The organism is Lactobacillus sp. WILCCON 0149 (genome assembly GCF_057197965.1).
Genome location: NZ_JBUBHO010000009.1, coordinates 1 through 11760, shown reverse-complemented (window position 1 = coordinate 11760; position 11760 = coordinate 1). Strand labels below are relative to the sequence as shown.

The 11760-nt window shown below is 44.6% G+C and carries 13 protein-coding genes; 12 read left to right on the top strand and 1 reads right to left on the bottom strand.

What is annotated here, in order from left to right; all coding sequences use genetic code 11:
* The first annotated feature begins 200 nt into the window (after positions 1-200).
* The 6 genes from ACYVUV_RS11935 (at position 201) to ACYVUV_RS11910 (ending at position 6672) form a co-directional block, all read left to right on the top strand.
* Positions 201-3803, top strand: coding sequence for a BspA family leucine-rich repeat surface protein (locus ACYVUV_RS11935; protein WP_484499514.1), 3603 nt, complete (start codon positions 201-203; stop codon positions 3801-3803).
* Between the two features lie 592 nt (positions 3804-4395).
* A complete protein-coding gene (locus tag ACYVUV_RS11930; protein WP_484499513.1) occupies positions 4396-4536 on the top strand; it encodes a hypothetical protein in 141 nt (46 codons plus the stop codon).
* A 6-nt stretch (positions 4537-4542) separates the two neighbouring features.
* A complete protein-coding gene (locus ACYVUV_RS11925) occupies positions 4543-4932 on the top strand; it encodes a HEAT repeat domain-containing protein (protein ID WP_484499512.1) in 390 nt (129 codons plus the stop codon).
* On the top strand, positions 4929-5075 hold the full coding sequence (locus ACYVUV_RS11920; protein WP_484499511.1) for a hypothetical protein: 147 nt from the start codon (positions 4929-4931) through the stop codon (positions 5073-5075). The genes ACYVUV_RS11925 and ACYVUV_RS11920 overlap by 4 nt, the downstream gene beginning before the upstream one ends.
* Entirely contained in the window at positions 5059-5805 is a 747-nt protein-coding gene (locus tag ACYVUV_RS11915) for a HEAT repeat domain-containing protein (protein ID WP_484499510.1), read from the top strand. The genes ACYVUV_RS11920 and ACYVUV_RS11915 overlap by 17 nt, the downstream gene beginning before the upstream one ends.
* A 6-nt stretch (positions 5806-5811) precedes the next feature.
* Positions 5812-6672: a hypothetical protein gene (locus ACYVUV_RS11910; protein WP_484499509.1), complete on the top strand. Its 861-nt coding sequence runs from the start codon at positions 5812-5814 to the stop codon at positions 6670-6672.
* Positions 6673-6822: 150 nt separating this feature from the next.
* Here ACYVUV_RS11910 and ACYVUV_RS11905 read toward each other — a convergent pair whose 3' ends face one another.
* The gene (locus ACYVUV_RS11905) at positions 6823-7071 is read right to left on the bottom strand and encodes a hypothetical protein (protein ID WP_484499508.1); all 249 of its coding nucleotides are present in this window, start codon (positions 7069-7071) and stop codon (positions 6823-6825) included.
* Positions 7072-7759: 688 nt separating this feature from the next.
* On the opposite strand from ACYVUV_RS11905, the gene ACYVUV_RS11900 reads away from it, so the two are divergent.
* The 6 genes from ACYVUV_RS11900 to ACYVUV_RS11875 form a co-directional block, all read left to right on the top strand.
* Positions 7760-8635: an Rpn family recombination-promoting nuclease/putative transposase gene (locus tag ACYVUV_RS11900; protein ID WP_484499507.1), complete on the top strand. Its 876-nt coding sequence runs from the start codon at positions 7760-7762 to the stop codon at positions 8633-8635.
* Positions 8636-8729: 94 nt separating this feature from the next.
* On the top strand, positions 8730-9362 hold the full coding sequence (locus ACYVUV_RS11895) for a HEAT repeat domain-containing protein (RefSeq protein WP_484499506.1): 633 nt from the start codon (positions 8730-8732) through the stop codon (positions 9360-9362).
* A 30-nt stretch (positions 9363-9392) separates the two neighbouring features.
* Positions 9393-9686 (top strand): hypothetical protein, encoded by a 294-nt coding sequence (locus tag ACYVUV_RS11890; protein WP_484499505.1) that lies wholly within the window; start codon positions 9393-9395, stop codon positions 9684-9686.
* Between the two features lie 49 nt (positions 9687-9735).
* Positions 9736-10668, top strand: coding sequence for a HEAT repeat domain-containing protein (locus ACYVUV_RS11885; RefSeq protein ID WP_484499504.1), 933 nt, complete (start codon positions 9736-9738; stop codon positions 10666-10668).
* A gap of 65 nt (positions 10669-10733) precedes the next feature.
* Entirely contained in the window at positions 10734-11051 is a 318-nt protein-coding gene (locus ACYVUV_RS11880) for a hypothetical protein (protein WP_484499503.1), read from the top strand.
* A 48-nt stretch (positions 11052-11099) separates the two neighbouring features.
* Positions 11100-11760, top strand: a 661-nt coding sequence (locus tag ACYVUV_RS11875) for a hypothetical protein (protein ID WP_484499502.1), incomplete at its 3' end; no start/stop codon positions are given.

Here is an 11760-nt window from a genome sequence, read left to right as displayed (position 1 = left end):
GTAAATAAAAAACGCCTTCATTTTTTTATTTACTGCTTGCCGATCAATTTCCGAAATTCGGTCTTGGCTTTGACTCCGTAAACGACAGGATCAGACATTTTCACGGTGGCAGCGGTAGCAGCGATTGGTACTGCGGACGCACCAATACCAAGTATTAGTATGGACAAAAAAGTTTTTGCGAAGAAAGGAGAGTTTTTTTAATGCAACTATCAAAATTCGCGAAGAAATTCGTGACCGTAAACTCAGTAGCCGTGCTTCTGTCAGCTGCCGCGATTCCAGTCTTGCATCCCCAAGCAGAAGCGCAATCAGGGGCACAAATAGTACATGCTGCCTCAGAAGATGATTCTGGCGTGTCTGAATGGAGCGACTGGGGGACTGTGAAGTGGGGCATCGATGGCAATGGCACACTGTGGATCAAGCCGCAGGAAGGCTCTACTGGATCTATTGGTGACGTATACGGCGAAATTTCCGGCGATACTATTAAAAATAGCACAATCCCTTGGCTTTCGAAGGCAGCTGATATTAAAAGCATCCGGTTGGAGGGTACGATCACTGGCTCTAACATGGCTTACTTGTTTGCTGGGCTGACCAACTGCAGCGACATCGACCTTACCAATCTGAAGACAGATTCTGCCGAATCTTTGCAAGCAATGTTTGCGGAAGACGTAAGCCTTGAAAAGATCACGGGGCTTGATAAATTCAATACCGGCAGCGTGACCGACATGTACGGCGTGTTTCAGAATTGTCCTAAGCTGACAGATGATACTGTCTCTGGCGTTGCTAAGTGGGATACATCGAAAGTAACCAAAATGCAGTTCATGTTCTATAACTGCAAGGCGTTAACGACTATTCCTGTAAGCGACTGGAACACTTCGTCAGTCACGTCTTTTTTCGGTACCTTTGACAATTGTTCCAACTTGACAACTCTGGATATATCTAAATGGGGCGTGTCTAAGTGTACAGAGTTTAAATACATGTTTTATAACGATTCCGCGCTCCAAACGCTAGACGTAAGCAACTGGAACACTGAGTCAGGGATGACGTTAAATGCTATGTTTTCTGGATGCTCATCTTTGACGACTCTGGACGTGTCAAATTGGAATACTGCTAGAGTTACAGACATGGGCTGGGTGTTCAGTGGTTGCAAATCATTGACATCTATCGCCGTAAACAATTGGGATACATCCAAAACGACAACTATGGCCGCAATGTTCAGCCGGTGTTCGCTGCTCGTCAATTTAGACGCGTCAAAATGGAATACTGCTAGGGTTACGAATATGGACTCCATGTTTGGCGAGTGCTCATCCCTTACCAGCTTAGATGTGTCAAAATGGGACACTTCCAGCGTTACGAATATGTATGCCATGTTTACTCAATGCTCATCGTTGGCTGATTTAGACGTATCAAAATGGGATACTGCTAACGTTACATCAATGTACGCCATGTTCAATCAATGCTCATCCCTAACATCGCTAGACCTATCTGCATGGTCGACAAAAAGCATTACGAACGTTGGAAGCAACAACACAAAGTATATCTTCTCTGGTGATAGCAAGTTATCCGAGCTGAAACTAGGTGAAGACTTCATCCTTAAAGGAGGAGAAGACTCCCTATCAGATCCTGCTAAAACAGGTGAGTATACAGGCCGCTGGTCGAAGACTGATGGGTCAAACGGCATGAGCGCAAAGGAAATGCTGGGCCTCACTGGTGAGGAGCATGATGCAAGCGGCAAGAGCTTAAATAAGACATTGGATGCTGTGGACCGGGCTGGTACATGGGTCTGGGAACGTGGTTATACCGTTACGGTAGATCCTAATGGCGGCACTGGCTCTACTAAAACCTATGTCGGTGCTCTTGGCAAGGATCAGACTTATGGTACTGACAGCGTGGGTATCTATATTGAAGACCCTGGCTATACCCGCAAGGCGTATGAAAGTACTGGCGCTGCTGATGCAAAGGACGGCGGCGGGGCCCAATATCAATACCCGTTTACATTGCAAACCAGCAGCGATAAGACCATCTACACTCAATGGAAATTCAATGGTCTCAAAATTTCCTACCATGCCAATGGCGGCAAGGGCACTATGAGCGATACGATCCTGGCTAAAGGTGACACAGCAACTCTGACGCAGAACAGCTTTACAAGAACAGGGTTCACCTTTGATGGATGGAACACATCTGCCCAAGGCAATGGCACCAGCTATAGCAACTCTCAGAGCATCACTCCGGATTCTGATCTGGACCTTTACGCTCAGTGGAAAGGTATCCCATATACGATCAAATTTGACGCAAATACGGGATCTGGCTCAATGGACGATGAAAGTCTCGTTTATGGGACTGCCAAGGCCATAAGCAAGAATATGTTCACTAAGAAGAGCTACGTCTTTAGCGGGTGGAACACCAAAAAAGACGGCAAGGGGACAGAATATGCTGATCAGCAAGAAGTATCAGATCTTTCCGCAAGCGGTCAGACAGTTACCCTTTACGCTCAATGGCACAAGGCTGATTGGAACAGCTCAGGGACTGACATCACCAAGACAAAGGAGGAGGGCGACAGCGATGCCGTTCACGATGCAGGGACGTATATCCTTACTATCCCGACAAAGATTTCAAAGAAGGGCATGCCCGTTGGCAATGTCGATGAATCTGTTTCTTACGACGTTAACGTGACTGGAAACATTCCAGAAGGCAATTACGTACACGTCAGTGCCGCCGCAAGCGATGGGCTGGTAGGCAGCAGCGGATCTTTAGATCTGGACGTAGCACAGGGAAAGAAGACCTGGAATGAAGAAGATGCCTATGGGACTGTCAATCCAGACGGCTCTCTCTCTGGTTCTACTGCTTCAGATACAGTTACGATTACTGGCACGTCAAAGAGCACTGACCAATATACAGGTCTGATAACCTATTCAGCTGTGATGAACGCTTCCGGCAAGGAACCAATTTCATCTAAGACAAGCTGGGGTTCATTCTCAATCTCAAGTCAAGACAAGAAGGCACTCGAGACCTATGAAAATTCCGGTCAGCTCGGCTTTACCGCTGGTACGACTCTGCACAGTGATTTGACTGGCGCAAGCTATCAGTGGGCCATCAACGGCACGGCTATTGCAGGGGCAACAAAAGCTGACTACCTCGTTACTGACGCGGATCTAAAGGCAGGGGAGGCAAACGGCAAATTCCAAAGCAACAAGCTTGAATGTACGGTAACCAAGGCTGACGGAACTAAGGAAACAGCTTACGTCTACCTTGCCGTTCCATTGACCTACTCGTCTGCAACTAATGTTGACTTGAGAAGAACGCTCACAGACAATGGCAACATTGCTTATGAAGGCTACACCACTTCAGCCGGCAAGGCTGCCTCAAAGGGCAGCAACTGTGGCTGGAAAGTACCTGCTGCGGCAGTAAGCTTTAAGGCAACTGACGAGTTTGTGCCTAGCGAAATGTTTATGTTTGCCTATGGTGCAGGCAGTCTTGAAACGTTTGATGGGACTAACATTGACACCAGTCAAGTTACGAATATGCAGGACTTGTTCTACCGCTGCAACAAGATTAAAACGCTTGACGTTTCTGGATGGGACGTAAGCAAGGTAGAGAACTTTATTCTTGCATTTGGCTCCATGACCAGCTTGACTACGCTTAACGGCATTGAAAGCTGGGACACTCAATCAGCAACCAACATGCAGTCTATGTTCTATCTTGACAGCAAACTTTCGATTGACCTGTCCGGCTGGAACGTAAGCAAGGTGACAGTAAGTTCTGGGTTTAATACCGGTGCAAGCAAGGTTGTTCCACCTAAGTTCTAAGCAAAGAATGCAAAACTGACCTCTAATTCGCAAAATAACTAAAAACAGGCAGAAAAACAGCATCCCTCACATGGATAAATCTGTGGGGCAGGGGAGGCTGTTTTTGTTTAGCCCTTGCCAAAACATTAGAAACAGATTACAATTAAACGGATTGATAAGGCGTCATTTCTGATAACTCTTTTCCCGTTGAGTTTTCGCTTCAGAAACTTTTGTTGATTGATAAGGTGCCATTTCTGATAAAGATAGCATCCTTGCCGTACAGCAATGTACAGGGCAGGGATGCTTTTTTGTTGCTCAAAGAAAAAATAGCAAGCGTTTTGCTGTTCGCTTGCGAAGTCACGAAAACAATAGTATGCTTATACTGTACCTCTTATAGTACAAAACACACAACACACACATTATCCGCCCCGCTCACGATCTTTCGTAGTGCGGGGTTTGTTTTCTAAAAAACAAGATCCAGCAAATGCGCTAAATCTGCGCTACAATGCGGATGAGCGGAATAAGAAAGGACACATGCGTGATGAGTGAAAGAGAACTTGACCTGAAAAACCTAAAACAAATGAAGGCTGCAGGGATGCTTGAGATATTCAGCATGGCAGATCTGGAATGGTTGGCTGACTGCCTACACGTTTGGAGAGGTAGCCACAATTGGCTGGACAGGCAGAAGGTCGCCTGGTACGGCAGAGACAAAGATCTGGACAAACTTGTTAACGACCCAAGTCCTTTCGTTTGAGCATCAGTGGCTGACAGGAAAAGAGACAAGGATCTAGATATTTTGGTCAATGATTCGAAAGCCAACGTACGAGCAGTAGTAGCAATGCAGGGCAGAGCTAAAGATCTTGATAAACTCGTTAACGACAAAAGGCCAAGCGTGCGATCCGAAGTAGCGAAAATTGGCCGCGATCAAGATCTTGACATCCTTGTTGATGACGAAGCTGAAGAAGTTCGAAGCGCAGTGGCTAACGTAGGGCGAGGCAAGGATCTCGATAAATTGGTGAATGATCAAGACTGGCACGTTCGAAAACTTGTGGCCATCCAAGGCAGAAAGCAAGATCTTGAGACGTTAGAAAACGACGAAAATGAAGCTGTCCGGGAAATAGTTTTAGAAAGCAAGAAAGGCAAAAAATGAACAACAAAGAAGAAAAGCTGAACGAAATCATCAAGGGATTATTTGGCGAGGACACTAAGCCAGAAGAAGTACACATGCTGGCTTGCAAGATTCCCGACTATGCTGGTGCTAAGGAGAAAAAAGAAAATGCTGGCGAAAACTGAGTTTGAGAAGGACATGGAAAATCTGCAAAAACTTTGGAATAGCGGACAGATCAAGGATCTAAAGGGTGCACACTATTGGCTGGCCAGCGATGAACATCCAATCCTCTGTGACCTGGCATTCCATATGCTACCGGTGCGGGCGCCAATCCGTTTAGAAGATATTGCTGAAAGATTGCCAGAGTGGCGAAAATCCAAAGGCAGAGAAGAACTGTTAGAGCTGGCCTACTACGGGCGAGGCAGCGATTTAGACCGGTTGTCAGGTGATTCTTCTTGGCAAGTGCGGTGTGCAGTTGCCTGGCGAAAGCGGGAAAAAGATATAGATATCCTGGTCAAGGATCACGACATCAGAGTGCGGGAAACCGTGGCGATGCAAAAGATCGACAAGTACCTCGATAAGCTGGCTAGGGACAAAAGCTTTGAAGTCCGAATGGCTGTTGCTGAAGTAGGTAGAGGGCAAGATTTAGACATGCTGGTCAGCGATCCCGACGAAGGCGTACGGGCGGAAGTGGCTTATCAAGGACGAGATCAAGACCTGGACAGCTTAGTCAGCGATCCTAACCCGCTTGTCAGAATGGCAGTGGCACGGGTTGGAAGAGATAAAGATCTGGACAAACTGGTTTACGATAAAGATCCATGGGTGCGGCGAATTGTTGCTGGATACGGTAGACCGCAGGATCTGGAAATCTTAAAGGATGATCCCCATTGGGCGGTACAGGAAATGTTGTGGTAAAAGAAAATGAGCGAAAAAGCAAAATCAGTTGATCCATTAGTACGGGCTGAGGTGGCCTTAGAAGGCTTGGCAGAGGATTTGGATGTTCTTGTACATGATGATGACCTAAACGTCAGAATCGCTGTAGCTGAGCGGGGGAGAGACAAGGATCTCGATATTCTTGTCCATGACAGAAGCCCGTGGGTGCGAGCGGCGGTCGTTAAGCATGCTAGAGATAAGGATTTAGACATCCTCGTTAATGACTTAGAACAGTTTGTTCGCGAAGAAGTAGCAAGGCAAGGCCGCGATCAGGATCTCAACATTCTGGTACGGGACGATAGTCTAGATGTCCTTGTTGTAGTGCTGCTTCAAGGCCGTGGCCAAGATCTCGATATTCTCGTCCACGATAAACGACCAGAAGTCCGAGAACTCGTGGCCAGTCATGGCAGGGACAAAGATCTTACGGTTTTAGTAAGCGATGGCGACTGGCGTGTCCGACAAGCTGTAGCAGCTCAAGGACGCGATCAAGATCTCAACATTTTGGTTGGTGACAAAGAAGCTGCAGTACGCTGTATGGTAGCACAGCAAGGCCGCAGTCAGGATCTTAATATCCTTGTCCATGATGATGATGAAGATGTAAGATGCGTTGTAGCCGAGCAGGATCGGGACTCTGATCTCAACATTCTTGTTCACGACAAAAGCCCTCGCGTACGTTTTACAGTGGCCGAACAGGGTAGGGATCAAGATTTAGATGTTCTCGTCAACGACAATGATGATGACGTACGCTGGGCAGTTGCACGCCAGGGCCGCAGTCAGGATTTGGACATTCTTGTCCATGATGCCAACGAGGATGTACGAGAAATGGCAGAAAGAAGAAAGGCGTGCTAGCAAAGCAAGCCGCATCCCTTCCATGGAGAAATCTATTGAGGTGGGGGATACTGCTTTTTTGTTTGGACTTGTCAAAACGTTAGATTTAGATTACAATTAAACAAATTGATAAGGTGTCATTTCTGATAACTCTTTTCCCGGAGAAGTACCTTACTCAGCTTGAAGTGGAGATTGATAAGGTGTCATTTCTGATAACTCTTTTCCCTTGAAGGGGACAGACACACAGTGCGAAAGAGATTGATAAGGTGTCATTTCTGATAACTCTTTTCCCGAACTTGGTGAAAATTCCGTTGAATTGTTGGATTGATAAGGTGTCATTTCTGATAACTCTTTTCCCGAACTTGGTGAAAATTCCGTTGAATTGTTGGATTGATAAGGTGTCATTTCTGATGAAAGCATCCCTCCCGTACAGCAATGTACAGGCTAGGGATGCTTTTCTTTTGCCAGATTAATTTGCTTCCGTCAGAAAACCTGCAGAAACGATTCGAATACCTGCAGAAAAAATGTTGATTTGCCGGGCTTTTGAGCGGTTGATCTGCAGAAAACCTGCAGAAACGGTTCGAATACCTGCAGAAATCAGACGAAAAATCTTGCTAAAATCTTGAGCAGAAATAACAAGGTAGCGGTGAGAAGATGGTGTCGGGGGATGCAATTTCGGCTGACAAGATGTACAATTAAGGGGTAAATAAATAATTTGTTATTTTTTACGCCTAGGTCTCATAGGGGACTTAGCACTAGAACAGTTGCTCTAGTGGGCCGCAAGGTCAACAATTTTTTCAGCATTTTTGCTGGCATGAAGAAGTTTCTTCGTGTAGTGTTTAAAAGCCTGGCTTAGCCGGACTTACAATTCTTGCATGGCGTATTTGTCGTGCTTTTAGTTATTTTACAAACAGAGAAATAAGGTTAGAGGAGACTGCAGAAGTTTTTGCAGCCTCTTTTTTGTGCTCTCAGAGCACTAGAAAGGAGTCAATTATGGACTCACCATAGTTGAAAATAATCGAAAAAATATTATTGGCACAGGACTCAGACGCATATAGCGTTTGAGTCCTGTTTTTAGAAAGGATTTGTTAGAAAGGAAAAACAACATATGACAGAAAAAGAATATTTCGGTCTGAAAACAGATGGTGCATTTGGCTTGGTGATGTCAAATGACGAAATTGCCTTGCAAGCAATTAGATCGATTTTTCCAGATCTTGACATCAAAAAGATTGTCGAAAACACTGCTCAAAAACAGTTCAACAGTCTTGGAAACGAAAAAGATGTTCGTTTGGATGTCTTCGTCCGTGATGACATGAATCGTGGCTTTGATCTCGAAATGCAAAAAAGGAACAATGACGACCTCGGAAGGCGCATGCGCTACTACGAGGGGAAAATTGACCAGGACTCACTTCCAAAGGCAACAGAATACGCAGGGTTATATGATAACTACATCATTTTCTTCTGCGATTTTGATCCATTTGGAGAAGGTCGTGCTCGATATGTAGATCAACCAGAATACAGTTTTGGCAGGTCAGCAAAATTGCAAAATGGTGCCACGCACGCTATTATTAACGTAAAAGCAGATGCAGAACACCAAGATCCGCCACTGTCGGAAGATCTACGTGCCTTGATTCATGTTTTACAAGGCAACTACGACACGAACTATCCATTTGCTATTACTCTGAAGGCGGAGCTGGACAAAGTAAACAATGACCCAGTTACAATGAGGAACATCATGACACTACAAACAAGATTGGCTGAAGAGAAGGCTGTTGGTATTCAAGAAGGTCGCCAAGAAGCTACACGTGAGCTTGAGCTTAAGCAGGCGAAAGCAACACTTGTAACCTTACAGCGACTGATGACTAAGGTTGGCTTAACTAAGGATCAAGCGCTTGATGCATTAGACATCACCGAAGCTGATGTAAAAAGCTATGTAAAGCTGATCGACGAAAATAACAAGACTAAAGGCAATAACGATAAGTAGTTATATACACAAACACAATACTCAAAAGGACTCAAACACGACATACAGTTGTTTGAGTCCTTTTTGTTTTTCATAAAAAGAGAGGATAAAGAAAATGACTGTTTACAAGATGTCAGAAGACCAACAAGAGGAATGGAACGCAGAATACTGGGAACAAACTGATGAGCAGCTTGACCAGCTCGTTAAAAGCGACTGCGTAAGTGATCGTGAAATTGCAGCATGCTTTGGTCGGGATAAGGATTTGGATATCCTTGTTAATGACGAAGACGCTGAAGTCCGTGGTTACGTTGCTGAACACGGCAGAGGCAAAGATCTCGACATTCTCGTGCATGATGCAAATGAAGATGTCCGGTGGTGGGTTGCCGCCCAAGGCCGCGACAAGGACTTAGATATTCTTGTACATGATTCCGACTGGAAAGTACGGGAAGAAGTTGCACTCCAAGGTCGCAATACGGACTTGGACATTCTTGTTCATGATTCCGACTGGATGGTACGTCAAGCTGTAGCAGGGCATCAACGTGATAAGGATTTGGACATTCTTGTTCATGACGAAGATGCTACTGTCCTTAAGACTGTCATTCACGCAGGACGCGCCAAGGACCTGATCTACCTTCTTCTCAATGAATATGATGATGAAGTGGTATTATACGCCGCAGATATTTTTAGAAGACGTTTTGGCAAATATACTGACGCCTACATGCAATTGTTTAGCGGCAGTATCAACTAGAAAAGATTAATTTCTAAAGGAGAACGAAAAATGAACAATCAAAAACCAATTTACGTTGTACAGACTGACTATAACGATGCTGTTCAATGTAAGAACACAGAAGAAGCACAAAAGGTAATCAATTGGGTACAAACCCATTCTCCGGAATTTGTATGGTGTGAGGTTATTACTGAAGATCAGCTTTTAGCAGATTACAGCAAGCCTGCTGACACCTATCAAACTGAGACTGAAGCACTGGAAGACTGGTATGTCTGGGATGACTATTTGTCTGTCTGGCTGGACGTAAACATTCTTCCTTACGACGTTTGGAACGTAGAATCCTAACAAGTAAGACTCAAGCAATTATCGATTAAACAAGAAAGAGGACAAAACAATGACTAACATTTTGGAAAAATACGAACTGCTTAAGCAATGGCGTGAAAGCGACAAATTGGAAGACAAGATCAAGCTTGCCAAAAATGGCAATGACTCAGACATTGATGATCTGCTGAAAGATCCTCGCTGGTCACAATGCAAGCAAATCAAGGAAGCAGCCATTATTCTTTATGGTGCGAACTTGGACAAGTTTGTGAACGATCCAGATGAGGACATCAGAGCAGATGTTGCTAGCAAGTGGCGTACTAAGGATCTGGACATTCTCGTTCATGATCCAAGCGTCAAAGTTCGCAAGGAAGTTGCTGTTTATGCAGACCAATCGATGCATACGAGAAAATACTTTGACATCTTAGTCAATGATGAATCACCTGAAGTAAGAGCTATGGTTGCCATGAAGGCTAGTCACTATGGCACGCAAAACAATCCGTATTTGGATAAGCTGGTGCACGATCCAAGCGCCGATGTGCGTGCAGAAGTAGCTTACTATGCAAATAAGAAGCACCTTGATATCTTGGTAAATGACCCAAGTGAAAAGGTTCGTGTGATTGTTGCTCGGTGGGGCCATAGACCAAAAGATTTGAACAAGCTCGTTAAAGATCCTAGTGCTCTTGTCCGCAAAGAAGTTGCAAAGCAGGGGCGTGATAGAAATCTGGACAAGCTTGTTCACGATCATGATCCATTTGTCCGTGAAGCAGTTGCTTCTGTTGGACGGAAGCAAGACCTTGACCTTCTCGTCTATGACGAAAACGAATGGGTTCGGGAAGCTGTAGCAAAACACGGTAGAAACAAGGACTTAGACATTCTTGTTCATGACCCTAACTGGGTTGTTCGGAAAGCCGTGGCAGAGCATGGCAGAAAGAAGGATCTTGCTATCCTTATCAAGGACGTGAACAATGTCGTGCGGCAAATCGCAATTGCAAAACAAGGATGAAGCATCCCCAACGGAATTGTATAATTTCAGTTGTAGGATGTCGGTAAAACATAGGAGAAAACAAAATGACAGTTTACAAGAAGCCAGAAGAGATTATCGTTGAATATGAATATGATGCGGAAAACGATACCTACACCGCTTTTTATAGTGGCAAAGAAGCCTCTAAATTATATGGTGAGGATTCAGTACCTATCTCCGTATGTGGTAAGGATCCAACGGCTGTCAAGGCTGTTGCTGAACAGTTGAATGATTTGATTAAGGAAGCTTTGAGTGACACTGATTATAACTACGGATTGGCATTTTATGCCTGCGGCTATGACGGACAAACGCAAACTTATTTCATCAAATACTACTTCGGTGAATATGGCGTGGACGTATTTTAGAGCAATCGCCTGACCACCTTAAATTAATAGACAAAAGGAGAAAAAATAATGACTACCTACAAGCTTGAAGTTACGGCACACGAACCCATCTATTCTGAAGATTACTTGGATGGATATGTTTCTTTAGCCAAGAATGATGTTTTTCGCGTCTTGGAAAAGAAGCTGCTTGAATCTGGGGAAGCGGATGAGTACTTCGACGACTATACGGAAAAGCCTTACCCTAAGCTTTGGAAAGAGCAAAAAATGGTTTCTGCCGATTACGCTGTTGAAGAATGGTTCAACGATAACTACGATGTAGCGGCCGACCATAGTTCAGCTCGTAGTTTCTACAATTCGACCATCAGTGATTCGGACATCGAAGTAACTTTTGATCGTGACTACTATGTAGAACTTGATACCGATACTTTTGTAGCACATGTTGACGATACGTGGGACGAACTGTACAAAAATGCTGAAGCGATTCAGCTTCTCAAGGAAAATTCCAAGCTGGGACAAAAGTACGTAGATATGTACTTCACAGATTGTGCAAGTAAACAGTTCAAGAAAGCTTTTGAGGACATCATCAAGTATGAATACGAAGAAGCTTTTGGTGATAATATTGACGAATACGCTGACTGGAGCCCTTATGCAAAAGCAGTTTTCCATCCAAACTTGGAAGCTCTTGTTTCCGAGCTCGATGTCAATTGGAAAGCTGAAGCAGCTTTATATG

Coding starts and splice junctions, on each gene's coding strand:
- ACYVUV_RS11935 (WP_484499514.1), top strand. CDS start 201: ATGCAACTATCAAAATTCGCGAAGAAATTCGTGACCGTAAACTCAGTA.
- ACYVUV_RS11930 (WP_484499513.1), top strand. CDS start 4,396: ATGGCAGATCTGGAATGGTTGGCTGACTGCCTACACGTTTGGAGAGGT.
- ACYVUV_RS11920 (WP_484499511.1), top strand. CDS start 4,929: ATGAACAACAAAGAAGAAAAGCTGAACGAAATCATCAAGGGATTATTT.
- ACYVUV_RS11915 (WP_484499510.1), top strand. CDS start 5,059: ATGCTGGCGAAAACTGAGTTTGAGAAGGACATGGAAAATCTGCAAAAA.
- ACYVUV_RS11910 (WP_484499509.1), top strand. CDS start 5,812: ATGAGCGAAAAAGCAAAATCAGTTGATCCATTAGTACGGGCTGAGGTG.
- ACYVUV_RS11905 (WP_484499508.1), bottom strand. CDS start 7,071: ATGCTTTCATCAGAAATGACACCTTATCAATCCAACAATTCAACGGAA.
- ACYVUV_RS11900 (WP_484499507.1), top strand. CDS start 7,760: ATGACAGAAAAAGAATATTTCGGTCTGAAAACAGATGGTGCATTTGGC.
- ACYVUV_RS11895 (WP_484499506.1), top strand. CDS start 8,730: ATGACTGTTTACAAGATGTCAGAAGACCAACAAGAGGAATGGAACGCA.
- ACYVUV_RS11890 (WP_484499505.1), top strand. CDS start 9,393: ATGAACAATCAAAAACCAATTTACGTTGTACAGACTGACTATAACGAT.
- ACYVUV_RS11885 (WP_484499504.1), top strand. CDS start 9,736: ATGACTAACATTTTGGAAAAATACGAACTGCTTAAGCAATGGCGTGAA.
- ACYVUV_RS11880 (WP_484499503.1), top strand. CDS start 10,734: ATGACAGTTTACAAGAAGCCAGAAGAGATTATCGTTGAATATGAATAT.